Raw genomic sequence first — 24,990 nt, forward strand, 5'->3', positions numbered from 1 at the left:
AAATTTAAATCAGGGTTAAAAGGTTAACAATAGACAAAATCTATCATTTGCTTTTAATCCGTTTTATTCGAAAAACATGAATGTTTTTCTTGACATACTGGTTGTTTTGTTCAGTTTTCAAAGAGCAAATTTGTTTGTTGTCGCTCGTTTTGGCGACTTTATTATCATACCACGCCGACCAATCGAAGTCAACAACTTTTTTCAGGTTTTTTATCGCTGCCGCTTCTTGTCTTAAGCAACGATATTTAATTTACCATGATTATTTCCATATGGCAAGAGAAAATGCAAAGAAATAAATGGTAACTAACATATTCCCAATTTTTCATGTTTTTAATCAGCTTATTTATAAAAGATATGAAATAACCCCTTTCCCACAAAGCTAGCGGAAAAGGGGTTGCATAATGTAGTTTCTATCACATTAATAGATCCATTATTTATTACGCATTTGCGGGAACAACAATACATCGCGAATGGAAGGACTATTGGTTAATAGCATAACGAGACGATCAATCCCGATGCCTAGTCCCCCTGTTGGAGGCATACCATATTCCAGCGATTCCAGAAAATCTTCATCCATTAAATGTGCCTCATCATTTCCTGTTTCTCTTTCTTTCACTTGCGCTTCAAAACGTTCACGCTGATCAATAGGATCGTTTAATTCACTAAATGCATTTGCATGTTCACGACCAACAATAAACAGTTCAAAGCGATCAGTGAACCTGGCATCTTCTTTGTTTTTCTTTGCAAGTGGAGAAATTTCCACTGGATGTCCATAAATAAATGTAGGCTGAATTAATTTCTCTTCTACTTTTTGCTCAAAAAATTCGTTAACAATATGTCCAAATGTCATGGCCTCTTTGATTTCAATACCGTGCTCTTTAGCTAAACTTCTAGCCTCATCATCACTCATTGTTTTCCAGAAGTCAGCACCTGTGTATTCTTTTACCGCATCAACCATGTGCAGTCTTTTCCACTCCGGCTCAAGTGATACTTCTTCATCTCCATACATAATAGTTGTTTTGCCCAATACTTCCTTTGCAATATGAGCAATCATGTTCTCTGTAAGGGACATAACGTCATGAAAATCAGCATATGCTTCGTAAAGCTCCATCATCGTAAACTCGGGATTATGCCTGGTTGATACACCTTCATTACGAAATACGCGACCAATTTCATAGACTTTTTCTAATCCGCCAACAATCAGGCGCTTTAGATGTAATTCAATAGCAATACGCATATATAGCGGAATATCCAATGCATTATGGTGTGTTTCAAATGGCCGGGCAGCAGCACCACCTGGAATGCCATGCATCATTGGTGTTTCTACTTCAAGGAAGCCTTGTCCATCTAAATAACGGCGCATAGATTGAATAATTTTACTGCGCAATACGAATGTTTCTCTACTATCTAAATTCGTAATTAAATCCAAGTAACGTTGGCGATAGCGTTGCTCAACATCTTTAAGCCCATGATATTTTTCAGGTAATGGACGCAATGATTTTGTTAGCAAACTGAATCTCGTCGCTTTAACAGACAGCTCTCCAACCTTTGTTTTAAACATTACACCTGTTACACCAACAATATCGCCTAAATCAGTAGTTTTAAAAATCTCATATGCCTCTTCACCGATGGCATCCTTCCGAACATAAATCTGGATTTGTCCGCTCAAATCCTGGAGATGAGCAAATCCAGCTTTTCCCTTTCCGCGTTTGGTCATCATTCTTCCAGCAATCGTAACAGTGTCCGTTTTCTCTTCTAATTCTTCCTTTGAAAACTGATCGTATTTCCCAATTAGTGCATCCGCTAAATCAGTGCGTTCGAATTTCCCGCCAAAAGGATCAATGCCTTGTTCTTTATATGCCTCTAATTTATCCCTTCGAACCTGCATGTGTTCATTTAGTTCTTCTGACACCTTCATCACTCCAATTGTTCATTTTATATATCATTTTAACTAATCCCAAACTATTAAATAAGTCCAAGTTATATATAAATAAAAAACTGCCAGCTGGAACTGGCAGGGTGTGTCTTTATTAGTATAAAAAAAGCATTATAGCCTGTCAATAAAATGTGTTTACGATACCATTTATGTCGATTTACACTATGCCATTTTCTTCATTCTCTAACGTTAATTCTTCCCTTGAGATAGATAGTGTATCGGCAATTTTATTCAGCAAATCATCCGCTGCCACTTCTGTCCCGCGCTCGACATTCCCAAGTACGGCAATAGAAACGTCTAGTTTTTTTGCAAATGCTATTTGCGTATATCCTTTTAATTTACGAAATGCTTTTATTCTTTTCCCAATCCGTCTTGGCTCCATTTAGTTACATCCTTCATATCTTCAGTCGACAATTCTTTCATCAAGTCCGTCACGCTTTTATTCCAATTGGCTATATATAAATGCGGTTCAATTTCCGCTAATGGAATTAAAACAAATGCTCTCTCATGCATTCTTGGGTGCGGAATAGTCAACCGCTCTGTTTTACTATTTTTTTGATTATAAATTATAATATCAAGATCAATTGTACGAGGACCGAAACGAATTTCTCTTTTTCTTCCTAATTCATGTTCAATTGATTGGCAAAAGTCGAGTAATTCAATTGGCGATAACGATGTTTCCAATTGTACAACCATATTTAAAAAGTCTGCTTGCTCTATATAACCAACCGGCGCTGTTTCATAAATAGATGAATTTTTAACAACCGTGATTTTAGCATGCTCTTTCAACATATCTATTGCCCTGTTTAAATGCTCGAATCTCGGTTCAATATTACTCCCTAATGCAACGTATACATGTTTCATAAAGATTTCTCCCTAAAAATTTCTACAGCAACTGATTGGTAGTGGCCTGGTATTGGCGGGTCCGGCTTTGTGACTTTTACTGTACAGGCTGATAGGTTAGTGAAGGTGGATAAGAGGCTATCAGCTATAGACTCAGCAACCGTTTCAACTAGATTTTTTGATTCCCCTTCTGTAACCTCTTTCACTAATTCGTAAACATGTCCATAATCAATGGAATCAGCCATATTATCAGATTTACCAGCCTTTTTTAAATCGGTCATAAGTTCAACATCTACGTAGAACCTTTGCCCCAATTTATTCTCTTCAGGAAAAAGGCCATGGTAACCGTAGAATTCCATTTGGTTCATAAGTATTTTATCCATTTAACTTTCCTCTTTTCCTAACATAGCGTCCATCATTTTTGCTAATTCCGCATTTAACCTCACATTATGGACTCGAACAATTTGCGCGCCCTTGGTAATTCCTAAACAGGTAGTCGCGCCAGTTCCGTTATCGCGTTCTGCTGGCGGAAGATCCAGTACACTTCCAATAAACCTCTTCCTGGACGTTGCCAATAGTATTGGATAACCCAAATCATTAAATTTTTCAAGGTTATTCATGACAACTAAATTATCGTGAGCTGTCTTTGCAAAACCAATACCTGGGTCAAGAATAATATTCGTTTTGGATACACCTGCGTTCAAAGCGATATCGATACTCTCCTTGAAATCAGCTTTCATATTTTCAATGATTGATGTGTAATCCATATTTGTCCGATTGTGCATTAAGATGATTGGTACATTGTATTCCGCAGCTACAGATACAATATTGGGTTCCTTTTTTGCCCCCCAAACATCATTAATAATTTCTGCGCCAGCTTCTATCGCTTGTTTAGCTACCTCTGCTTTGTACGTGTCAATCGAAAGCGGCACCTGGACCTCTTTTTTTATAGCTTCTATAACAGGAATTACCCGGCTTAACTCTTCATCTAATGATACTGGTTCGTGATTGGGCCTTGTTGACTCACCGCCAATATCAATGATATCTGCACCCTGTTTTTCCATAGCCTTTGCTTGTTTAATTGCTTTTTCGAGTGATGTATACTCACCGCCATCAGAAAAAGAATCAGGTGTTACATTTAAAATCCCCATAATATGCGTGCGGTTAGATAAGTTATATTGTTTAGACCTTGTCATTAAAATCGCTGGCATAATCTTTCCTTCTTCCAGTTCAATTATTCGTTTATTATCGTATCATAGCAAAGCTAAAAGCGGAAGAGTCACTGGAAAAGGTAAAATAACAGGAAAAAAAGCGCTGGAGCTGGACGTGACTGATGTGGTAATTCAATTACCTACAGCAATCAAATTTTAAGTTTCCTAAACAAAAAAACTGGCACCGATAGAACAGGTCCCAGTTTTTTTCTGTTTATTCTTCGTCAAATTGATACAACGGTGTGGATAAATAACGTTCTCCATTATCAGGCAGAACCGCTAGAACAGTTTTACCTTTTCCTAATTTTTTTGCAATCTTTTTTGCCGCGGCAATTGCAGCGCCAGATGATATACCACCCAAGATACCATCTGCTTTTGCTGCTTCACGTGAAGCAGCAAAAGCTTCATCGTTCGATACACGTACTACCTCATCATATACGTCTGTATCCAGAACCTTAGGCACAAAACCCGCTCCAAGTCCCTGTATTTTATGGGGGCCGGGGCTTCCGCCAGATAATATAGCGGAATCCTCTGGTTCAACAGCATAAATCGTTATATCATCAAAATGTTCCTTTAATACTTTTCCGGCACCGGTAATGGTTCCACCCGTACCTATTCCAGAAACAAATGCATCAAGCCCGTCTTTCATTTGCTCAGCAATTTCTTTACCAGTCGTACGGGCATGTACTTCTGGATTTGCTTGATTGTTAAATTGCTGCGGCATGAAATAACCGTTTTCTTCTTTTAATTCCTCTGCTTTTTTAATGGCACCTTTCATACCGTCTGCACCTGGGGTTAATACCAATTCTGCACCATATGCACGTAATAAATTGCGGCGCTCTTTACTCATTGTGTCCGGCATAACGATAACCGTTTTATAACCCTTTGCAGCACTAATCATTGCCAGACCAATACCTGTATTGCCGCTTGTCGGCTCAATAATCGTATCGCCTTCTTTTAAAATACCTGCTTCTTCCGCCGCTTCAATCATTGACATCGCAATACGATCTTTTACAGAGCTCCCGGGATTCATAAACTCCAGTTTCAAATAAACATCGGCACTATCTTTGTCGGCAGCATGGTTCAGTTTTACAATTGGGGTTTGACCAACCAATCCTGCAATATTTTCAGCAACTCTCATACTATTCCCCTCCAATTCCAAGTACTTTTATAGGATTTAATTATAATGTACGTTTTTACTGCCGAAATGTCAAACAATTCCCATCAATTAGGCTTGTTTTTTTAGGCTTGTGGTTAATTTGTTCGCAGCCATAATAGTGAAATCTCTATTCATAAATCCATTCAACATCCAGCTTGTCCCAAAGGGCTTTTGCCGATAATGATTGCTTCTGTTCCTCTAGAGCTAATTCACTTTCAATATACGGCTTTATCTCATCATAAGTAAATTCAATATCCGGAAGCTTGGCATGGAGATAGATTATCGCAATACCTGTATCACTTTTAAATGGTTCACTATAGGAACGCTCTTTCATTTCTAACGCTGTTTCACGGTATCCTGTCGGAAGAAACTGACTGTTGTTTGTAAAATAGCCTAGATATCCGCCGTCCTTCTTCGTATCCTCATCAATGGAATATTCCTGAGCAAGCAGCTGAAATGAAGCACCTTTGTCTAACTCCTTTTCTACCTTTTCCGCAGTATCAAAGTCCGGGACGATAATATGTGATAATTTTAGCGAAGCAGTAAAGTTATACTGATTTTGGTAATCGTTAAAGTATGTCCTCATCTCTTCTTCCGGGACCGAGGTATCCATTGTCAGCAGTGACGCCAGCTGATAACGATATATAACATCCTTACGCCATTTCTTTGCCTTTTTTTCTGCTTCCTCTTCTGACATTGGACCTTGCATGCCTGTTAGCAAGGATAGTTCACGATCGATTACCTTTTCACTAACTTCAATATTATTTTTTTCAGCAAGCTGTGTTACGATTTCGTGATCAATCATTTTTTCCAACTGGTTTTGTCCATGTGCCTCCCTGAGTTTATCCATCCAATCTTTGTAGGAAATTTCCTGTCCTTCTATAGTTGCAACTGGTTTTTTTGCGTCAATTTTTGCATTGCCTTCATCAACGACTATCTTTTCATCGTCTTTATTCCAAAATAACAATGTTGCAACATTTGTAATGAGCAATACGACTATTACACTTAAGAGCAATTTTTTAGACATAAGCAGCTCCTTCCCTATTGTTCATTGTGCTTCTTCAGGTTTTCTAATTCTTCTTCTGTGAACGTATATGTCTCATTACAAAAATGGCAGACCGCTTCTGCACCGTGATCTTCATCAATCATTTGCTGAATTTCATCATTTCCCAGTCCAACAATCGCTTTTTCAAAACGTTCTTTAGAGCATTTGCATTTAAATGTCACTTCCATCTTTTCATGAAATTTAATTTCTTCTGATCCAAACAGGCGCTCTAAAATATGCTCAGGGGAGTTTCCTTCGCGTATAAGGCCAGATATTGCCGGAAATGACTGGATTCGATCCTCCAGCTGCCCAATTACCTCTTCGTCAGCTCCGGGCATAACCTGAACGATAAATCCTCCTGCAGCTAAGATAGAATGATCTGGATTAACAAGCACACCAGCACCAACAGCTGATGGCACTTGCTCAGAATTAGCGAAATAATAGGTGAAATCCTCGCTAATTTCACCCGATACAATTGGGACTTGTCCAGTAAAATAATCCTTCAGACCCAAATCCTTTACAACACTTAAACTTCCATCTGTTCCAACAGCTTTGGCAACATCCAATTTACCGCGATCATTTAAATCAAAGTCTACATGGGGGTTTGTCACGTATCCGCGAACATTGCCATAAGCATCAGCATCCGCAACAATTGCCCCGATTGGACCATTCCCTTCCACTTTAACCGTCAACGAATCGGTGCCTTTTAACATTGCCCCCATCATCGTAGTTATTGTGATTGTTCTTCCCAATGCCGCAGAGGCAGTCGCATAAGTGTCCTGTCTTCTCCGTGCTTCCTCTACTGTATCTGTTGAGGTAATAGCATAGGCGCGTACCATGCCATTAAATATTGTAGCTTTTACTAAGTAATCATTCATGCTGAAACCTACTCCTTTATACTATTCATTCTTTAACTGCATATTTTTCTTATAAATTAAATATAACCCTTTTAATGTCAGATATTTGTCTACGTGATCAATTGTTTGGGAAGCATCCGAAATTAATGATGCTAGTCCGCCAGTAGCAATAACTTTTGGTTCTATTTCCGATTCCTGTTTGATACGATGGACAATCCCATCTACCTGTCCAACATATCCATAAAACACACCGGACTGCATTGCTTCGACTGTTGATGAGCCAACCACACTATCCGGTGCCTGAATCTCTATTTTTGGCAGCTTAGATGCTTTGCTGTATAAGGCCTCCATGGAAATATGAATACCCGGTGCAATCGATCCGCCTTTGTATTCTTGCTTTTCATTAATATAACAATACGTTGTGGCAGTACCAAAATCAATTACGATTAACGGGGCACCGTATTCTGCAATTGCGCCGACTGCATTCACAACACGGTCAGCACCGATTTCTTTCGGGTTTGGGTAGCCCATTTTTAGGAATGAATGGACAGTGTCTTTACCAATAATTAATGGCTTTTGATCAAAATATATTGTACACATCTTTTCCAATGCAAACATAATTGGGGGAACAACAGATGAAATAATAATGCCATTTATATCTGATAATGCAATGCCTTTATGATCCAATAGTGATTTTATCAGCATGCCAAATTCATCTTCTGTTTTATATCGATCCGTTTTTATCCGCCACTCATGCTTTAATTGATCTTTTTCAAACACACCTAAAACTGTATTCGTATTTCCCACGTCGAGTACAAATAGCATCCTAAATCAACCTTTCTGCCGAAAATAATAGTTACGAATTTTTCTATTCTATACTATACCATAAGTGCCTTTACACAAAAACAACCTCCCATTTTCATGAGAGGCTGTTTATTCCATTCCAGTTATTCTTTCTTATCATCATCAGCGAAGTCTTTAGCTTCGTTAATGTCTTCTTTTAACTGTTGTTCTGACTTTTCTTTTGCTTCTTCATATGTTTCAGGAACTTCATCGTCATCTTTTTTCGAATTGATGTTAACACGTAAATCGTTATCTTCATCAAGATTAACTGATTTATTGTTTTTTTCATCTAATTCTTCTGGATCCGGAAGTTTTCCATCTTCAAACAATCCTTTAATTTGTTTCGCATCAAGCGTTTCTACTTCAAGTAAGGTTTGTGCAATCAATTCTAACTTTTCCTTGTTCTCTGTAAGAATCGTTTTAGCACGGTCATAACAATAGTTAATGAAATTCTGCATTTCTGTATCAATATCATGTGCGATGGCATCACTATAGTTTTGATCGTTCTGAATGTCACGACCCAGGAAGACGTTGCCTCCGCCGCCGCTGCTGAATTGAAGCGGACCGATTTTATCACTCATACCGTATTCGGTAATCATTTTATTTGCTATATTTGTTGCGCGCTGGAAGTCATTGGAAGCTCCAGTACTTACTTCCCCAAAAATGATTTCCTCGGCTACACGTCCACCTAAAAGGCCAGTAATTTTATCAAATAACTCTGGTTTTGTCATGAAGTAACGGTCTTCTTTAGGAAGCATTACAGCATAACCACCAGCTTGGCCACGTGGAACTATAGTAACCTTATGAACCATATCTGCATCATCTAACACCATACCTATAACAGTGTGGCCACTTTCATGGTATGCAACAATGTTTCGCTCTTTTTTAGAAATAACCCTGCTTTTCTTAGCTGGACCTGCAATGACGCGATCAATTGCTTCATCTACATCAAGCATTTCAATTGTCTTTTTATCCTGACGAGCTGCTACTAATGCTGCTTCGTTTAACAGGTTTTCCAAATCGGCACCGGAAAATCCAGGTGTCCGAAGTGCAATTGTTTTCAAATCGACAGTTGCATCGATCGGTTTATTTTGTGCATGTACTTTTAATACTTCTTCACGGCCTTTAACATCTGGTCGGTCAACCGTAATTTGACGGTCAAAACGTCCAGGACGCAGCAATGCCGGATCAAGAATATCTGGACGGTTGGTTGCGGCAATTATGATGATACCTTCATTTGCACCGAACCCATCCATTTCAACAAGCAATTGGTTCAGCGTTTGCTCACGTTCATCGTGTCCGCCGCCAAGACCGGCACCACGCTGACGCCCAACCGCATCTATTTCATCAATAAATATAATACAAGGTGCATTTTTCTTCGCATTCTCAAACAAGTCACGTACACGTGAAGCCCCAACACCTACAAACATTTCAACGAAGTCGGAACCACTAATAGAGAAGAATGGCGTACCTGCTTCCCCAGCAACCGCTCTTGCCAGTAATGTTTTACCTGTTCCTGGAGGTCCTACTAATAGCACACCCTTAGGGATACGCGCACCGATTTGTGCGAACTTGCGGGGATCCTTCAGAAAGTCAACAACTTCAACAAGCTCTTGCTTTTCTTCGTCAGCTCCTGCAACGTCCTTAAAACGTACCTTTTTCTTCTCTTCACTGTACATTTTAGCTTTACTCTTGCCAAAATTCATTACGCGACCGCCGCCGCCCTGTGATTGACTAAGTATAAAGAAGAAAAATAACGCAATAATGATAAATGGAATCATCGTTGTTAAAAAGGTAACCCATCCGCTTGGCTGTTCCTCTTGTTCTACCTTTAGCACACTTTGTTCATTTGCTATATCTGTAATATTAGCGATGATTTCTGTGTTATCGGGAACCTGTGCGATAAATTGCTTATCATCTTCCTCAAGCGTACCAGTAATTCGCATGATTTTATTAGCTGGCTGCATCGTCATTTCTTCGATTTCACCATTATTTAAATGTTGCATAAATTGTTCTACATTGAATTGTTCTGCTTGATCATTTTGTCCTTTAAATACTCCTATAACGCCAATAATGACTAGAAATATAAGGAAATAAAAGATCACATTCCGAAATAATCGGTTCATTGCCTACCTCCTCCCAAGCGGGAAAAACTATAGTACATAGTACCATAAGAAAAAGTTGCAATACAACTAATTCCACTTATATTTTAAAATAATTCTGCCTGCAAATTTATCAATGATGGAAAAATGCTGATATATCTGTCAGAATGCTAGCGAGTTAATACATGAGCCTATTTCATCCTATTCATTTACCGCCACCTAATCTGACCGTAACGATTTTTGCCTTACGCTTCTTCCCCACCATAAATCTTTGGCTTCAACACACCTATGTATGGTAAATTCCGATATTTCTCCTGATAATCCAATCCATACCCTACGACAAACTCATTCGGAACTTGAAAGCCAATGAGATCTGCTTTAATGTTTGCCGTTCTTCCAGATGGCTTATCTAATAGTGTTACAATTTTGATTGATCTTGCTTTACGATATTTAAATAAATCAACCAGATAACTTAATGTTAACCCACTATCAATTATGTCTTCAATAATTAATAAATCGCGGCCTTCTACTTTTGTGTCTAAATCTTTAACAATTTTCACCTCGCCGGATGAACGCATGCCGCCACCGTAGCTTGATACATCCATAAAGTCCATTTCCAAGTGGGTTTCAGTGTATCTTAGAACATCTGACATGAAAGGCATTGCACCTTTTAACACACCAATTGCTAATGGGAATTTGCCGTCATACTCTTCAGTAAGCTGTTTTCCAATCTCAGAGCATTTTTTTGCAATTTCTTCTTTAGATATTAGTACTTTTTCAATATCGTGATGCATTTTGGTTCCTCCTACAGATTGCCGTTATCATAGTATAATTGAATAAATGAGGTGCTTTTGGTCTTTCTCGCTGGTGTTCCTTTTTTCAAACCTATAAGCCATAAGATTTCTCCATTATTATCGGTAACTATTGGCCATTTATCCCGTTCGTTTACTGGAATTTTTGCATCAATAAATATATCTTTAACTTTTTTACTTCCGTTTAACCCCGCCCAGCGCATCCGGTCGCCTGCACGACGTGTCCTAATATGTAACGGCAGGTCAACTTGATCGACTCCACATAAGTAATTTCGTTCAGATTGTGCCTCTGGATCTTCCGTATGAATAGCCATTAATTTCGATCCGTTTGGCAAATCTGTTTTACCGGGTAACGTGATTGTTTTATGAAAGGGATATAGCTTTTGATCATGGTTGGAAAAGTAAAAGTTCAGTCTTTGGTATGACTTTTCCACGATCAGACCGTGCGGGAAATCTATTCGTGCGTTGGCCTTATTAGATTTTAATAATGCAAAGAACTGCTCCTCATGCATATACGATAAATGGTTTGGCAATTCATCATATAGATAATTTAATATTAGATGATAGACTCGCCTTTGTAAAGCACGGCAATATGTTTCAAATTCACTAATTTCCAATGAAGCTCTATTGTTTTTTTCATCTGTTAGTATTACCTTTTTGAATAGATTATGTGCTTCCTTCATTAAAAATTGTTCGTCATCCTGTAGCGACTCACTTAAATGCTGCACAGTAGTATGTATATTCCGGTTTTGCTCTTTTAGTAATGGAACGATATACTTCCGAAAATAATTTCTAGTAAAATCCGTCTCTTCATTGGAAGAATCTCTTCTCGGAATAATATGATTCCTGGAGCAATACCTTTCAATTTCCATCCTCGATACACATAAAAGCGGTCGAATTATTTTACCTGTTGAAAAATTACGTTTTACCGGAATGCCACCCAGTGCTCTTGAGTTAGCATAACGAGTAATTCCCATTAACATTGTCTCAACCTGGTCATCACCATGGTGCCCAAGTGCTAAGTAATCAGCATTGTATTTTTTCATCTGTTCCGCGAAAACTCCATAACGTAATTCACGCGCTGCAAGCTCTGTTCCAACTTGCCTATCTATCTTATACGATGGAACATCCACCGAGGTTCCATAAAAATCAATATTCCACTTTTCACACATTAATTTAACGTAATCTATATCTCCTCTTGATTCGTCACCCCTTAATTGATGGTCAATTGCAACGGCAACAATTTTCAAGCCCCAATCGTTTTGAATTGAACAAAGAAAATGCAGCAGTGCCATAGAATCCGGGCCACCCGAAACCCCGACTAAAATCGTTTTGTGCGGCGATAATAATTTGTGCTTTTGGATAAATGAAATTACAGATTGTCTCATTTTGTGCCATCCCTATTTAAAGTTTGTAACATTATAATCGTAACATATTCGCCACCCGTTAAGGCACCAATAATGATGACAAATAATAAAATAATGCCAGTAAGAAAATAGCATTTGTCTCAACAATTACGGGACTTTTCGTTTTTGCCTTTCTCGTATAAGCTGTCCGTTTAGCGGAATTTGTTCTTTGTGCTTGATACATCAAACCTGCTATTTCATTTTTCATTTGTGCACTAGATTGATATTTTCCCTGGATTGCCTTGATAAGGCATGGACTAAACACCCTTAACGCTCTCACTTCCTTTAGCTTTGCATAAAGGGTCCTTTCCCCATTCGGTCCTTTGTCAAACCGTTTTGGAAAATACAAATTTATGAATACCATAACAAATGCAAATAAATCATAGCTTGGTTCAGCACGCCTTGAACCCATTCCCCAATAGCCACGGTCGTAGAATTCGGTGTATTCTTTAATTGCCCTTCCCTTTTGAGTTGTGCCGCCAACGTCAATAAATCGAACTCTTGGTGGTGAAGCAAGCACTAGAAGGTTCTCCGCTTTTAGATCACCAAACACCCATCCAGCTTGATGCAGACGCTCCAGGTCGTCAAGAAGCTGAAGCATAAATACACCTACCCACGCATTACCATTTCTTTTAATATAGCTGCCCATTGTTTCGCCTTTTACATATTCCATAACATAGAAGGAATATTTTGTTCCACGCGGGGTAATCCAATCATCAACATCGAACAAAGAAGGCCCAAGACGATTTCCTTGGACCTTTTGCAAAGACTTTAACACATTTACTTCCATCGTCATCGATGTACTATTATCGCTGATTTTCAAAGCGTATTCCTTACCACTGCAGGTGCATAAAAATACTGAACCAATAGCACCGCTGCCTAATTTGCGCTTAATGATAAACGACCGCTTATGCCATTTACCGCTAATACTCATACCTGGTTTAAGTTCAATATCCTGCTTCTTCCACGTTTGGTTCATCTTCATCCCTCAAGCTCCTTAGCAAGCTCTTTTTGCCAAATTGGTACATTGCTTCACGAATTGCTGGTCCGGTTGGTGTTATTCCGCCACTTGTAAGCTTTGGAAATATGGATGAAATAGCATCAAGTTTAGGTGACCAATCGAATACTTTTTGTATATCCTTCCGTTTACCCGGGAAACTATAAATACAAAACCGATTTCTGCCAATACGAGCATTCAAACTAATAGATAGATCAATTAATGCTTCCTTAACAGTTGGTAATTTATCATGCATACTAGCACTTGTATCAACAAGAACGAGTACCTCTAAATCACAGGTCTCACCTAAATCCTCAACCACTTCCATTATCTCGCCGCGTTTTTCCGGATCTAAATCTTCCATCGATTGCTTTGGTCCTAAAATTTGTTTCAATTCCTGATTAACAAATCCTTGTAGCGTCTGTGTCATTGCCTGTTTAGTCACCATTTGAACAGTCTGTGATAACGACTGTTTATAAACAAGCTGACTTACTCCGCCACCCGAAAGTGCAATATCCTCTACTTCATGCAACCCCTCTGGTTCTTCTGTCTGATCATCATCTAAGATTCCAATTACATTTACGGTTATCCCTTGCTGATATGCAATTGCCGCTGTTGCCGCAGGATCTTCCCCCTTATTTGAACAGCCATCCGTAATCAGCAAAATCTGCTTCAACGTCCCTTTTTTCACAAAAACTACCTCCCAACTAATCCACTACCATCATCACCAAAATGACGAAAATGTATACATGGAAAAGTGCAGCGGGCTTGCCCAGCGACGGAGGCCATAGTCAAGGGGCTGCAGAGCGCTGGGGTTGGCGCTCGGAATGCCAATTGACTATGGCAGGAGTCGCTAGCCCTCGCGCAACTAGACACGAAAGCTAAAACACTAGCAAGGGACCGTAAGGCGCAGGGGTTTAGCGCTTGAAGTGTCCATTGCTTATGACGGCAGCTTCTAGGAGCCGAAGCTAAACATGGAAAAGTGCAGCGGGCTTGCCCAGCGACGGAGGCCATAGTCAAGGGGCTTGAGAGCGCTGGGGTTGGCGCTCGGAATGCCAATTGACTATGGCAGGAGTTGCTAGCCCTCGCGCAACTAGACACGAAAGCTCAAACGCTAGAAAGATTCACTGAGCCTTTCCTTCATATACAGGAACAGCTGCCCATTGTGGTGAATTTTTTGTAACTTTAGCTACCATGACTGTCATATCATCAACTATTGCACCAGACCTGGTACGGATGACTTCTTCTAATAATAAATCAGCCATTTCCTGTGGATCGTCTGTTTTCATTTCCCGAATTTTTCGCTTTAACCACACGTCCGTATTTTCAACATGCTTCGGTCCATCAAATATTCCATCACTCATCATGATCAATATATCCTCTGACTTCAATTGTTCACTGACAATATCGACGTCAAATTCCTGAATAATCCCCATAGGCAAATTACTAGCCTCTACCTTTAGCATTTCCTCACCGCGTTTAATAAAGCTAGGCGTTGAACCAATCTTCAAAAACCTTACAGACGCATTATGCAAATTGATTACCGCAAGATCCAGCGTTGCATACATTTCATCTGTTGAACGTAGTGATAAAATGGAGTTTATCGATTTAATAGCAACCTTTTCCGGAATACCTGTCTGCAGGATTTGCTGGAGCAATCGTAACGTCTCATTGCTCTCTTCGTGTGCCCGTTTCCCATTACCCATACCATCACTAATCGCCATTGCGTATTTCCCAGCACCTAGTTCAATCGTTGTATAACTATCACCAGAGATGAGCCCGCCGCCTTTTGCAGCGTTAGCTACACCTGTTTCAATCACAAATTCTTTGGCAGAACCAAACGATAAATAGCAATAACCATTTGGAAAAGGTGAAATTTCTTCTTGTTTCACAACGATCATTTCATTTAAAATATCAGAAAGCACCGGGGCAATTAACTTTGGACCCTCCCCATGATAATCATAAAAAGAGACGGTCATTTCGATATCTACATTTCCTTTATCCAATCTGTAAATGTCTAATTTCTCTAAATCTATTCCCATGTGCTTTAATGCATTAACAATTTGAATCTCCTGGTTCTCGTGATGCTGCCTTTCTTTTAAAATTTCCTTTGCGAAATTTTCCATTACCTCTGATACACCTTGCAGCTGATCCGCTACAAATCGTTTGCTTTCCATCACCTGTTTTTTTAACTTTTGATTTGCCTCGAAGAATGACATTTCCTCTTTCATTACATCTACTACCTTTTTGGATTTGACACAATGGTTTTCAAAATCGCGCATCAGCTTGCGATTAGGTTCACGTTCATCAACAAGATCATCTTTCATGTTTTCCATTAATGAATACGTTTTATCAAATTGCTGCTGCCAGCATCGGTCTTTCATAAAGCAGGTTTGGCACGTTTTTTCGGTGACCTGACTTAAAAAGTAGTCCGTTTCCCGCTTCCGATCCATATCTTCCTGTGGAAATTCTTCATTCGATGAAAAGCTTTTCGATAATGCCTCAAATACATCTGAAAATTGTTCGACCCGCTTTGCTGTGACATTTCGTACCTTTTGCAAATATTGTTCCTGCTCGTTTGTGTATTCTTCCGTACCAGGAATGTAACGGGAAAGCTTTTTAAAAAAGCTAGCAGGAGTAAGAAAGAAAAATAAAATTGCAATAGATGATTCGATTATAGATGGGAATAATGTGGAAGCGCCTTCATAGAATCCGACCAAAAACGTCCCAACCAATAGCCCTACACTTACTCCCATTTTCTTGCCTTCCTTTAGCAGCCCACCTAACAGTCCGGAAAATGCCAGCAGACTCATTTGATACAAATTGGCTACATTTGCTAGTGACAAAATTAATCCTGCCACAACACCAACCGTAGACCCAACAGCAGCTCCGCCAATAAATGCAAGAAGTAATACAAAATAACGCGAAAGAACCTGTTCAATAGAAGCATCATATATGTCCCACCCAATTGTCCCAGTCAAGATAGAAGCAAGCAGAATGATCATACAAACAATTTCTTCATTTTTTAATGTAGGTTTATATCTTTTTGGTGATAATAATGGAATGCTTTGCATAAATATCAGTACAAGTACAGTGCCAAGAACTCCCTCTACAAATAAAAGCATCCATTCATAAGATGTGAGCTGATCCGTTATCGAATATAGAAACAATCGTGGTGCTATGGTGGATAGGAATACAAACAGTGGAATAATAATTTGTTGATTTTTTGCATTTTTAAACAAGCCGGCAAGAAATATAAAGACAATCATTGCAAGTGCAGCAAATACGCCTTGATTGAAGGAATATGTACAAGCACCCGCAAGTACAGCTAGCATTACTTTAGCTGACTTTTCCTTATGTACAATCCATATTGTTGCCAAAAATGCTACAGCAAACGGGGATACAACGGATAGGATAACAGCTCGTCCTAATAGAAAGCCGACAATAAAAAATAACCAGCCTTTTTCAAGCATAATTGCCCTGGCTGTGGAATTGATTTTTCTGCGGAACTTACTCATATCATGCTGCTCTCTTCCAAACGCTTTCGATTCTACTCCTGGAATTGAATCCATCATCTAAACCACTCCCTCTCCTGAGTTATTAAACCACATTATGTGCCCTTTTTTTGTCAAAACAAGAGAGCATATTCATAAAATCGTTCGACTTACTTTTGTTGGACAAGCGGTTTTTCTACAATTAGCAACGTATTCTACCATTTTGTAAAATCACGTATCTACTGGCTAATAGCCTGTTAATTACTATATTTTCCATCCAAAGCTTTACGTTATATAAATTAAATTTGTTGTTCATTTCTATCAAGAATACTCGAATGTTGGACAAATCAATTTTTAGACAGTGAACATCAATTGACCGCCATATGTACGCGGTGTGCGTGCCAATTTCATTCCATGTTAATCAGCTTTTATAGCAATTTTGAAAAAAACTCTTGCATTATAAGCTGCATTTTCATATAATGGTTCTTATGCGAATTGTTCGTGTGTGAACTATTTTTGTTTAAAGGGGATATTACATGGATTCCGATAAAAAAATCCGAGACATTATTTTCTCATTTCGAGAGGTTAATCGTTTCTTTTATAAACAAATGTGGCAACATGCAAACGAGTTAGGTGTAACAATCGTTCAGCTGCAAATACTTAAAATTTTATCTGAAGAACCTGATTTAAGTTTGCTGAGCCTCACAAAAAAAATGAGCGCGGGTAAAAGTACTGTTAGCAGCACAGTTGATCGTCTGGTCAAGGCAGATTATGTTAAGCGAGAACGCTCAACTGAGGACAGACGCGTAATCATTTTGAATTTGACGCCTCTTGGGGAAGAAAAAAGGAAGGAAGCACATGCAATGTTTATGCAACGCCTCGCAAAACTTAATGAGATAAGCGAAGACGATGTAAAAAAGTTAATTGAATACCATCAATTAATCAAAGAAAAAATCAAGATTACCGGAGATGATGAACGTGTTAGATAGTACAACTAGATCAGCATATATTGATGCTTCAAAAGTGCCAAAAGGTCCTATTATATTTGTAATGGTACTTGGAGCCTTTGTAGCGATTTTAAACCAAACGCTTATGAATGTCGCATTGCCAGTAATGATGGAAGATTTAAAAATAGACATGACCACAGCTCAATGGTTAACAACAATATTTATGCTAGTAAATGGTATTTTAATTCCAATTACTGCTTTTTTAATGGAAAAGTTCTCAACCAGGAAATTATTTTTAGTGGCTATGTCACTATTTGCTGTAGGTACACTCATTTGTGGTATAGCACCAGGCTTCACTCTTATTTTAATTGGCAGAGTTATTCAAGCTGCTGGAGCAGGTATTATGATGCCATTATTAACGAATGTAATCCTCAGTCTATTCCCGATTGAAAAACGTGGAGGTGCAATGGGGTTAATTGGTCTAGCAATGATGGCGGCACCTGCAATTGGTCCAACTTTATCTGGGTGGATTGTACAAACATTTTCATGGCGTTTACTATTTTTTATTGTATTGCCAATTGCTATTATTGACGTTATTCTAGCATACTTCCTTTTACGGAATGTTACCAAACTATCAAATCCAAAAGTTGATATAGCATCCATTATTTTATCTACAATTGCATTTGGTGGATTACTTTACGGATTTAGTGCTGCTGGTCAGGACGGCTGGTCAGATCCGATTGTACTCACAACTTTAGCTGTCGGTGCTGTTACAATGATCATTTTTGTATTTAGACAACTGCGAATTAAAACACCAATGCTGGAATTTCGTGTTTTCAAATATAGTATGTTTTCACTAACGACTGTTATAAACGTTGTCGTAACGATGGCAATGTTTGCAGCTATGCTGTTGATACCACTATATTTACAGGATGTCAGAGGATTTACACCAATGGAATCAGGATTGTTATTATTACCTGGTGCGATAGTCTCTGGTATAATGTCACCAATTACCGGGAAACTTTTCGATAAAATTGGTGCTCGACCATTAGCATTGCTTGGTTTAGGAATTACTGCTGTAACAACCTACTTTTTTACGGATTTAACAGATTCAACAACGTATACGTTTATGATGTTGTTGTACACAGCTAGAATGGTCGGTATTTCCATGATCATGATGCCAATTATGACAGCGGGATTAAACCAATTACCGAGACGTTTATATTCACACGGTACTGCAATGGCCAATACACTTAGACAGCTATCAGGTGCTATTGGTACTGCCTTCTTAATAACCGTAATGAGTAACCGTGCAGCTGATCATATTGCTGATTTCATGCCAAAAACGGGGATGCCCAGTGAACAGGAATTTGCAGTGATCAAAGGACTTGCAACCATTGAAGGAATAAACGATTCATTTATGGTTGCCACCGTATTTGCTATTTTTGGCTTTATACTATCGTTCTTCATTAAACGTACAAAGCCTGATGCTGAGGACGATGCATATAATCAGGAAAGAAGTCGCGAAACAGAGGAACAAGGGAAAGTTCATGTTACCCATGAAGCAAAACCACAAAATGGGTGAAAGTAAACACCAAACAGGCTTTGCCTTTATCTGATTCGGTTGTTGTCATCCATGAACTAGAAAGTGCTGTCTCCATAGTAGGCGGCACTTTTCCATTGATTAAAAATTACAAAAAAGATTAATTCTATTGACACAAATCTATCACTGTTGTATGATACTTTTTGTGACTGATTTTGGCGGCGTAGCTCAGCTGGCGAGAGCGTACGGTTCATACCCGTGAGGTCGTGGGTTCGATCCCCTCCGCCGCTATCCAAAAGTAAAAGATAACCAAAATATGTTATGCTGATTGGTAACATAATCTGTTATCTTGCAATTGACAAGAACCTGCCTGAGAACATTCCAGCAGGTTCTTTAGTTTATAGAAGTTACCGTCCTAACTGGTGGCGACTGATTATTCGGATTCCATACTAATAACGATACATTTACAACAAAAGCAGGCACCCGCTATAAAAGTGGGTACCTGCTTTTACATTTATGATTATAGAGCATCGTCTATAGACAGCAGTTGCTATCCTCTTTTAGCACCTCGACCTCCACGTTTGGATTCTGTGTGCTTCTTCAAAGAGGCTAAACGGTCCTCTGAATCCTTTAGAAATTTATTCATTTTAGATTCAAAAGATTCACCGCGATCACGATTGTTTCTTTGGCGTACTGGCTTATCCTTCGCTTTCTTGATCGATAATCCAATTTTGCCATCTTTTTCGACATTGATCACTTTAACCAATACTTCATCACCAACGGTTAAGTGTTCATTAATGTCTTTAACATAGTTGTCGGCAACCTCACTAATATGGACAAGGCCAGTTTTTCCTTCCCCAAGCTCTACAAAAGCCCCAAAATTAGTGATACCAGTTACCTTTCCCTGCAGCTTGCTGCCTACTTCGATTGACATAAAAAAAATGCTCCTCCTTAAAATTTTTCAATATATAGTACTAATATATTATAGCTAAGCATATAAAAGGGTGTCAATAAGAGGGATCTTCATCAGGGATTTTAAAGATTAATTCCCCTTCTTTGGAGAAGAAATAGTTCGTCCTGGCTATCTCTAAAACATATTCTTCATCTTCCAGCAAGTTAATTTCCTCACGATAATTCTCTTCCTGCTTTTTTAAAGAGGCAAGCTCGTCCTGAAGCTGTTCATACTGGCCCTTTTTCTCAGCGTGAAGAGCACGCTGCTTCACATGATATGTAGCCATACTGCCAATAGCAAGGACTGCTACTATAGAAAATAACACAAGACGGCGAATTAAACGCTTTTTCTTCTTCTTTTGTCTTTCTATATGTGCATCATATTGCTGCATATAATTCGAATCTAATCTTGTTACCGTTTTTTTCTTTGTAGACACTAATGGCTACCTCCTCTTAAATTTAAAATACTTTAACCATTTAATACATATATTCTTCATTGTACTATAAAAACCTGCTAATTTGTGTAAAAAGTTTTGAATTTTTTTTGGCAGGAATCGGTAAATTGTCATAAAAACCCATTTTAGCGGTGTATAGAGAAGCTTAAGGATAAACAGTAAAATAGTAACAAGAACATGGCCAATAAACAAAATAACCGTAATTAAGGTCTGTATCACAAATTTAATAGGATTAATAATAATCATTTGAACTAATTTCTTTATAAAACGTAAACATACTAACACTATTTTGATAACACGTTCCAGCAACCGCTTGTACAAGTTAGCTGCAAGGGCTTGATATGCTGCAAATCCCAATAAACATGCAAGAAAAACATAAAACCTTAACTCTCCTGCATTAACACGAAACAATACATAAAAAAGAATCAATGTCTGTGAAAGCCAGAACAATACCTCAATAAAGTACGTTAAAAAAACTTTACCTTTCCAATGCCTTGTGAAGCGCCTGTACGTATCCTGTATTATTCCCAAATAAAAACCGGCCAAAACCATGGCAATCATGGTCATAAATTGTACGCTGAGTGTCATCTAAATAGCTTGCTAAAGAACCCTTTAGCTTTCTCCTGCTGGTGTTCATCCACATAGGAAAGCTCATAGATTTTCCCTTTAATTGTAACCAAACCATCACCAACATCTAAATTTTTTAATTGGAGATTTTGGCCGCGAACAATTAAATAGCCCATAACGGTTTCTAATAGAAATTCCTCATTGTCAAAGCTGTCTACTTCCTTAACACCAGTAATCTCTAAGTTTTTTCGATTATTAATTTTAACATAATGGTCCTGCTGAACACGATTTACCGTTTCTTTCTCATAATAATTATTCATATGCATCGCCCTCCTTATCATTATTACTTTATGAAAGGAGGGACAAGTATAGAACAGTTCTAGCTATTAATTTTTTCTTCTTTTAGAACCTTGTATAACGTTTCAGCTTCATCTTTCCTCACGGTTTCTCGTAAATTGTTTACTTCAACGGTTACTAGTTTCTGGCCAAATTTAATTACTAGCTCATCACCTGCTTCTACCGTTGAAGAAGCCTTAGCCTGATTGCCATTTATTGTTATGCGTCCCTGATCTGCAACCTCTTTTGCTAGTGTTCGGCGTTTAATTAAACGAGATACCTTTAAAAACTTATCTAAGCGCAATTGTATCACTCATTTCTTTTAGCTTGATTCCAATAATAATCCATTTCCTCTAATGGCACTTCATTTATATCTTTTCCGAGTTCATCTAATTTTTCTTCGATATACGAAAAACGGGAAATGAATTTTCGATTGGTTCGGTTTAAAGCAACTTCCGGGTTTATTTTATAATACCTTGATATATTCGCTAGTACAAATAGAACGTCACCTAACTCGGATTCAATCTCATCTATCTCTTTGTCTGAAATTGCTTCTTTAACTTCCTCCAGCTCTTCAGCAAGCTTATCCCACACATCTTTTACATCATCCCACTGAAAGCCTGTTTTTGCCGCCTTGTGCTGCAGCTTAGCTGCTCTTGCAAGGGCTGACAGGCTTTTGGGAACACCGTCCAGAACAGATTTCCGTTTATCACCTTTTTCTTCCTGTTTAAGCTTATTCCAGTTTTGATAAACATCGTCAACAGATTCTACCGTTGTGTCGCTGAACACATGCGGATGACGGTGAATCATTTTTTCAGTAATCGATTTGATAACGTCGTCGACCATAAAATAACCATTGTCCTCGCCAATTTGGCTATGCAGCATTACTTGCAGAAGAATATCTCCTAGTTCCTCCACAATTCCTTCATCATCCTGTTCGTCAATAGCGTCGATAAGCTCATATACCTCTTCTACAGCATATTCTCTAAGGGTTTCGTGGGTTTGCGCCCGATCCCACGGACAGCCATTTGGTCCGCGCAGCTGTGCAATTACCTCCCTGAGACGCGCAAATTTATGGTTAAGCTGACTGGCATTAACAGGTGGAACATACACACTAGTTAAATTACTAATCTCTAACGAATGATCTAACTCTTCCAATGGTACTTTTGTAACCTTTTCCTGCACACTTCCAGCTGCTTCGACAATCATTATAGGATAATCTGCTGGTAGATCCTCTAATAGAGCAAGCTTTACTTCAGAGGCAATAAAACGGTCATAAACCTGACAAAATACTAAGTGTTGCCTAAATTCGAGCTGGCTGCGCTTGAATGATGTTCCATCAACAAATTGGAACCCATCAATAGGGTCTATTTTTAATGTTGTAAAAAGGGCATCCAAATAGCTCTGTCCACCACTAATTTCCACAGCTATTTCGTTTTGCTCCAGTAAAAGCTGAACCGTTTTTTCAGCAAGCATAGGATGGCCTGGTACAGCATAAATAATTGTTGATTGTCTAGCTTTCTCTAGTAAATCTTCAACAATGCTCTGATAGACACCGGCAAATTGATCCTGTGCCACATAGATATTGTCATAGGATTCAAATTTAATCCCTTCACGTTCCAATGTTTTGACTACTGGGTGGTCCAGGGTACGTACATAAATCGTGTTTTTGGTGTCAGTTAATTTTTTATAAACTCCAAGAGGGAGCTGGTTAATATCACCTGCACCTAATCCCAAAACTTGGATTTCTCTGCTCATTTCTTGTTCCTCCCTCTATGCAATCGAATGAAGAATGCTGCAAATGGCAGCATAGATAATTCTCTTTCCGAAAATGCACCACATTTAATCAATAATAGAATATAGACAGCTGCACCTGTTATTGCGATAAACATAACATAAACTAATAATTCAATGCGAGATGACAGGTTTGCAATAGAGAATAAATGGTCCATCACCCATATATATATCGTCATAGTGCCACAAGCAATGAAAAGGGACCGCCATTTAATTTGTTCAAGGTAACGTAAACCGGGCAATTTTCTTTCAAGTTCCAGTATGACCAATATCGAAAGAACAAGCAGGCTGAGAACTGTTGCCAACGCACCACCTGTTATTCCCAAGAACGGTACAATCAATTGATTTAATATCCATTTTACAAATATAGCAATAAGAATAAAAGCTGCTGTCCGTTTTATGTACCCAAGTCCTTGTAAAATAGAAGCCCCCGTAATAGCAACTGAACAAAGCAAAATTGCCATTACCAGGATTCGCAAGCTAGTTGTTCCTTTACCATTTTCAAATAGCAGCGTATTGGCTTCTGGAAAAATTAATATTAAGCCGATTGTAGCACCAATCGCCAAATATAGACTAAAATGTAAGGCACTGCGAATGTAATGGTAAATCGTCTCATGATCCCTTTGCAGCTTTTCCCTTGAAATGGTTGGGATCAGTGCTAAAGCAAATGATGAACCTATTACAGTTCCCAGCTGGATTAAAGGCTGCCCTCTATCAAAAACTCCTTTCGCTTCCATTGATTCTAGTTGTGATAAGCCATATTCTCTTAGACTTGGCACTAATGTAAAGGCATCCGCAAATTGAATAGCTAACAAGACCATATGGTTAAGGGCTGCCACTATACCTAGCGTCAAAAGTGTTCGCACATAATAATTCCATGGAATCGTACTTAGATCATTTGTGTATGGTTTATTTTTTATAAAAAATAGACTAAGAATCAAGATAGCCGTAATGGCACCTAAAATTGATGCGACTACTGCTGCTTGTCCTACACTATATAACCTTTCACCCTGGACGGAGATAAATACAGCAGCAAAAATGATAATACAAACACGAGCCAGCTGTTCCCCAACCTGTGAATAAGCTGTTGGCTTCATATAATTGTTCCCTTGTAAACCTCCTCGTAATACCGCGGAAAAAGGAATGAATAAGAATAAAAAGGCGGCAAACCGGTATATTCCCTTAAGGTTTTCATCTCCCACCCAAACAGCGATAAAGTCTGCATTAAACAATAGAAAAATAAATAGTGCACCGTTTATACAACATAAAATAGAGAAAATAGGTACATAAAAGTTTCTGAGTGAGGGATTTATGCCCTGCACTTTTAAATCTGCCATCATTTTCGATATAGCAGATGGAAATCCATAAAGAGATAAAACCAATGCCATACCAAGGATGGGATACACTTGCTGATATATATAGAACCCAATATCACCAGTCAGATTTTGCAGTGGTATCCGGTAACCAGCACTTAAGACCTTACTTATTAGTCCTGCTAATGTCAGCAGCAAGGCACCTTTTACTAACTTGTTTGATTCGTTTCCATCCATGTCAAACGCCTTTCTTAGCCAATAAAAAATTTTATTTCATTATAGCATATATGGGAACGGAGCTTGAACGAACACGATACCGTCCATTACTCAATTTCTATTGTCATTAAAACAACAAAAAATCAGCGCGTTGGCGCGCTGA

General features: G+C 38.6%; 24 protein-coding genes and 1 tRNA gene. 3 read left to right on the plus strand and 22 right to left on the minus strand.

The genetic code is table 11. The features are described 5' to 3' along the window. Positions 1 to 430 precede the first annotated feature (430 nt). The 15 genes from lysS to spoIIE all read right to left on the minus strand — a co-directional run bounded on the left by lysS (position 431) and on the right by spoIIE (position 16,786). Positions 431 to 1,912, minus strand: coding sequence for a lysine--tRNA ligase (lysS, locus tag IEV74_RS14600; RefSeq protein ID WP_188456119.1), 1,482 nt, complete (start codon positions 1,910 to 1,912; stop codon positions 431 to 433). 181 nt (positions 1,913 to 2,093) lie between these two features. Continuing rightward, a complete protein-coding gene (locus tag IEV74_RS14605) occupies positions 2,094 to 2,318 on the minus strand; it encodes a helix-turn-helix domain-containing protein (RefSeq protein WP_188456120.1) in 225 nt (74 codons plus the stop codon). Further along, on the minus strand, positions 2,288 to 2,800 hold the full coding sequence (folK, locus tag IEV74_RS14610; RefSeq protein WP_188456121.1) for a 2-amino-4-hydroxy-6-hydroxymethyldihydropteridine diphosphokinase: 513 nt from the start codon (positions 2,798 to 2,800) through the stop codon (positions 2,288 to 2,290). Before folK ends, IEV74_RS14605 begins: the two co-directional genes overlap by 31 nt. Next, positions 2,797 to 3,162 (minus strand): dihydroneopterin aldolase, encoded by a 366-nt coding sequence (folB, locus tag IEV74_RS14615; RefSeq protein ID WP_188456122.1) that lies wholly within the window; start codon positions 3,160 to 3,162, stop codon positions 2,797 to 2,799. The genes folK and folB overlap by 4 nt, the downstream gene beginning before the upstream one ends. Continuing rightward, positions 3,163 to 3,990, minus strand: a complete 828-nt coding sequence (gene folP, locus IEV74_RS14620; protein ID WP_188456123.1) for a dihydropteroate synthase — start codon at positions 3,988 to 3,990, stop codon at positions 3,163 to 3,165. Between the two features lie 214 nt (positions 3,991 to 4,204). Continuing rightward, positions 4,205 to 5,131 carry a cysteine synthase A gene (gene cysK, locus IEV74_RS14625; RefSeq protein ID WP_188456124.1) on the minus strand — a complete coding sequence of 309 codons (927 nt, stop codon included), beginning with the start codon at positions 5,129 to 5,131 and terminating at the stop codon, positions 4,205 to 4,207. 145 nt (positions 5,132 to 5,276) lie between these two features. Next, positions 5,277 to 6,176 carry a peptidylprolyl isomerase gene (locus IEV74_RS14630; protein WP_188456125.1) on the minus strand — a complete coding sequence of 300 codons (900 nt, stop codon included), beginning with the start codon at positions 6,174 to 6,176 and terminating at the stop codon, positions 5,277 to 5,279. A gap of 14 nt (positions 6,177 to 6,190) precedes the next feature. Beyond that, positions 6,191 to 7,072: an Hsp33 family molecular chaperone HslO gene (gene hslO, locus IEV74_RS14635; RefSeq protein ID WP_188456126.1), complete on the minus strand. Its 882-nt coding sequence runs from the start codon at positions 7,070 to 7,072 to the stop codon at positions 6,191 to 6,193. Between the two features lie 21 nt (positions 7,073 to 7,093). After that, the gene (locus IEV74_RS14640) at positions 7,094 to 7,876 is read right to left on the minus strand and encodes a type III pantothenate kinase (RefSeq protein ID WP_188456127.1); all 783 of its coding nucleotides are present in this window, start codon (positions 7,874 to 7,876) and stop codon (positions 7,094 to 7,096) included. Between the two features lie 122 nt (positions 7,877 to 7,998). Further along, a complete protein-coding gene (gene ftsH / locus IEV74_RS14645; protein WP_188456128.1) occupies positions 7,999 to 10,020 on the minus strand; it encodes an ATP-dependent zinc metalloprotease FtsH in 2,022 nt (673 codons plus the stop codon). Between the two features lie 221 nt (positions 10,021 to 10,241). Then, on the minus strand, positions 10,242 to 10,790 hold the full coding sequence (hpt, locus tag IEV74_RS14650; RefSeq protein ID WP_188456129.1) for a hypoxanthine phosphoribosyltransferase: 549 nt from the start codon (positions 10,788 to 10,790) through the stop codon (positions 10,242 to 10,244). An 11-nt stretch (positions 10,791 to 10,801) separates the two neighbouring features. Further along, positions 10,802 to 12,196 (minus strand): tRNA lysidine(34) synthetase TilS, encoded by a 1,395-nt coding sequence (tilS, locus tag IEV74_RS14655; RefSeq protein ID WP_188456130.1) that lies wholly within the window; start codon positions 12,194 to 12,196, stop codon positions 10,802 to 10,804. 58 nt (positions 12,197 to 12,254) lie between these two features. Continuing rightward, positions 12,255 to 13,199 carry a serine/threonine protein kinase PrkT gene (gene prkT, locus IEV74_RS14660; RefSeq protein ID WP_188456131.1) on the minus strand — a complete coding sequence of 315 codons (945 nt, stop codon included), beginning with the start codon at positions 13,197 to 13,199 and terminating at the stop codon, positions 12,255 to 12,257. Then, positions 13,162 to 13,902 carry a vWA domain-containing protein gene (locus tag IEV74_RS14665; RefSeq protein WP_188456132.1) on the minus strand — a complete coding sequence of 247 codons (741 nt, stop codon included), beginning with the start codon at positions 13,900 to 13,902 and terminating at the stop codon, positions 13,162 to 13,164. The genes prkT and IEV74_RS14665 overlap by 38 nt, the downstream gene beginning before the upstream one ends. Before the next feature lie 433 nt (positions 13,903 to 14,335). Beyond that, on the minus strand, positions 14,336 to 16,786 hold the full coding sequence (gene spoIIE / locus IEV74_RS14670; RefSeq protein ID WP_188456133.1) for a stage II sporulation protein E: 2,451 nt from the start codon (positions 16,784 to 16,786) through the stop codon (positions 14,336 to 14,338). Positions 16,787 to 17,241: 455 nt separating this feature from the next. On the opposite strand from spoIIE, the gene IEV74_RS14675 reads away from it, so the two are divergent. From IEV74_RS14675 to IEV74_RS14685, 3 genes are all read left to right on the plus strand, one after another. Next, the gene (locus tag IEV74_RS14675; protein ID WP_188456134.1) at positions 17,242 to 17,694 is read left to right on the plus strand and encodes a MarR family winged helix-turn-helix transcriptional regulator; all 453 of its coding nucleotides are present in this window, start codon (positions 17,242 to 17,244) and stop codon (positions 17,692 to 17,694) included. After that, positions 17,684 to 19,237 (plus strand): DHA2 family efflux MFS transporter permease subunit, encoded by a 1,554-nt coding sequence (locus IEV74_RS14680; RefSeq protein ID WP_308419003.1) that lies wholly within the window; start codon positions 17,684 to 17,686, stop codon positions 19,235 to 19,237. Before IEV74_RS14675 ends, IEV74_RS14680 begins: the two co-directional genes overlap by 11 nt. 175 nt (positions 19,238 to 19,412) lie before the next feature. Next, a tRNA-Met gene (locus IEV74_RS14685) sits at positions 19,413 to 19,486 on the plus strand. Between the two features lie 259 nt (positions 19,487 to 19,745). On the opposite strand, the gene IEV74_RS14690 is transcribed toward IEV74_RS14685, so the two are convergent. The 7 genes from IEV74_RS14690 to IEV74_RS14720 all read right to left on the minus strand — a co-directional run bounded on the left by IEV74_RS14690 (position 19,746) and on the right by IEV74_RS14720 (position 24,848). Then, positions 19,746 to 20,129, minus strand: coding sequence for a S1 domain-containing RNA-binding protein (locus IEV74_RS14690; RefSeq protein ID WP_099158886.1), 384 nt, complete (start codon positions 20,127 to 20,129; stop codon positions 19,746 to 19,748). 73 nt (positions 20,130 to 20,202) lie between these two features. Then, positions 20,203 to 20,583 (minus strand): FtsB family cell division protein, encoded by a 381-nt coding sequence (locus IEV74_RS14695; protein WP_188456136.1) that lies wholly within the window; start codon positions 20,581 to 20,583, stop codon positions 20,203 to 20,205. A 6-nt stretch (positions 20,584 to 20,589) separates the two neighbouring features. Continuing rightward, the gene (yabQ, locus tag IEV74_RS14700) at positions 20,590 to 21,189 is read right to left on the minus strand and encodes a spore cortex biosynthesis protein YabQ (RefSeq protein ID WP_188456137.1); all 600 of its coding nucleotides are present in this window, start codon (positions 21,187 to 21,189) and stop codon (positions 20,590 to 20,592) included. Further along, positions 21,186 to 21,488 carry a sporulation protein YabP gene (gene yabP, locus IEV74_RS14705; RefSeq protein ID WP_188456138.1) on the minus strand — a complete coding sequence of 101 codons (303 nt, stop codon included), beginning with the start codon at positions 21,486 to 21,488 and terminating at the stop codon, positions 21,186 to 21,188. Before yabP ends, yabQ begins: the two co-directional genes overlap by 4 nt. Positions 21,489 to 21,547: 59 nt before the next feature. After that, the gene (locus tag IEV74_RS14710) at positions 21,548 to 21,808 is read right to left on the minus strand and encodes an RNA-binding S4 domain-containing protein (RefSeq protein WP_188456139.1); all 261 of its coding nucleotides are present in this window, start codon (positions 21,806 to 21,808) and stop codon (positions 21,548 to 21,550) included. Between the two features lie 5 nt (positions 21,809 to 21,813). Further along, the gene (gene yabN, locus IEV74_RS14715; protein WP_188456140.1) at positions 21,814 to 23,262 is read right to left on the minus strand and encodes a bifunctional methyltransferase/pyrophosphohydrolase YabN; all 1,449 of its coding nucleotides are present in this window, start codon (positions 23,260 to 23,262) and stop codon (positions 21,814 to 21,816) included. Further along, complete coding sequence (locus IEV74_RS14720) at positions 23,259 to 24,848, minus strand: putative polysaccharide biosynthesis protein (RefSeq protein ID WP_188456141.1); 1,590 nt, start codon at positions 24,846 to 24,848, stop codon at positions 23,259 to 23,261. Before IEV74_RS14720 ends, yabN begins: the two co-directional genes overlap by 4 nt. Positions 24,849 to 24,990: the final 142 nt, after the last annotated feature.

This window comes from Virgibacillus oceani (assembly GCF_014638995.1).
Classification (GTDB): Bacteria; Bacillota; Bacilli; order Bacillales; family Amphibacillaceae; genus Virgibacillus_E; species Virgibacillus_E oceani.

Excerpts from the sequence above, each read along its gene's own strand:
- IEV74_RS14605 (WP_188456120.1), bottom strand. The coding sequence starts at position 2,318 with ATGGAGCCAAGACGGATTGGGAAAAGAATAAAAGCATTTCGTAAATTA.
- folK (WP_188456121.1), bottom strand. The coding sequence starts at position 2,800 with ATGAAACATGTATACGTTGCATTAGGGAGTAATATTGAACCGAGATTC.
- folB (WP_188456122.1), bottom strand. The coding sequence starts at position 3,162 with ATGGATAAAATACTTATGAACCAAATGGAATTCTACGGTTACCATGGC.
- folP (WP_188456123.1), bottom strand. The coding sequence starts at position 3,990 with ATGCCAGCGATTTTAATGACAAGGTCTAAACAATATAACTTATCTAAC.
- cysK (WP_188456124.1), bottom strand. The coding sequence starts at position 5,131 with ATGAGAGTTGCTGAAAATATTGCAGGATTGGTTGGTCAAACCCCAATT.
- IEV74_RS14630 (WP_188456125.1), bottom strand. The coding sequence starts at position 6,176 with ATGTCTAAAAAATTGCTCTTAAGTGTAATAGTCGTATTGCTCATTACA.
- hslO (WP_188456126.1), bottom strand. The coding sequence starts at position 7,072 with ATGAATGATTACTTAGTAAAAGCTACAATATTTAATGGCATGGTACGC.
- IEV74_RS14640 (WP_188456127.1), bottom strand. The coding sequence starts at position 7,876 with ATGCTATTTGTACTCGACGTGGGAAATACGAATACAGTTTTAGGTGTG.
- ftsH (WP_188456128.1), bottom strand. The coding sequence starts at position 10,020 with ATGAACCGATTATTTCGGAATGTGATCTTTTATTTCCTTATATTTCTA.
- hpt (WP_188456129.1), bottom strand. The coding sequence starts at position 10,790 with ATGCATCACGATATTGAAAAAGTACTAATATCTAAAGAAGAAATTGCA.
- tilS (WP_188456130.1), bottom strand. The coding sequence starts at position 12,196 with ATGAGACAATCTGTAATTTCATTTATCCAAAAGCACAAATTATTATCG.
- prkT (WP_188456131.1), bottom strand. The coding sequence starts at position 13,199 with ATGAAGATGAACCAAACGTGGAAGAAGCAGGATATTGAACTTAAACCA.
- spoIIE (WP_188456133.1), bottom strand. The coding sequence starts at position 16,786 with ATGATGGATTCAATTCCAGGAGTAGAATCGAAAGCGTTTGGAAGAGAG.
- IEV74_RS14675 (WP_188456134.1), top strand. The coding sequence starts at position 17,242 with ATGGATTCCGATAAAAAAATCCGAGACATTATTTTCTCATTTCGAGAG.
- IEV74_RS14690 (WP_099158886.1), bottom strand. The coding sequence starts at position 20,129 with ATGTCAATCGAAGTAGGCAGCAAGCTGCAGGGAAAGGTAACTGGTATC.
- yabQ (WP_188456137.1), bottom strand. The coding sequence starts at position 21,189 with ATGACACTCAGCGTACAATTTATGACCATGATTGCCATGGTTTTGGCC.
- yabP (WP_188456138.1), bottom strand. The coding sequence starts at position 21,488 with ATGAATAATTATTATGAGAAAGAAACGGTAAATCGTGTTCAGCAGGAC.
- yabN (WP_188456140.1), bottom strand. The coding sequence starts at position 23,262 with ATGAGCAGAGAAATCCAAGTTTTGGGATTAGGTGCAGGTGATATTAAC.
- IEV74_RS14720 (WP_188456141.1), bottom strand. The coding sequence starts at position 24,848 with ATGGATGGAAACGAATCAAACAAGTTAGTAAAAGGTGCCTTGCTGCTG.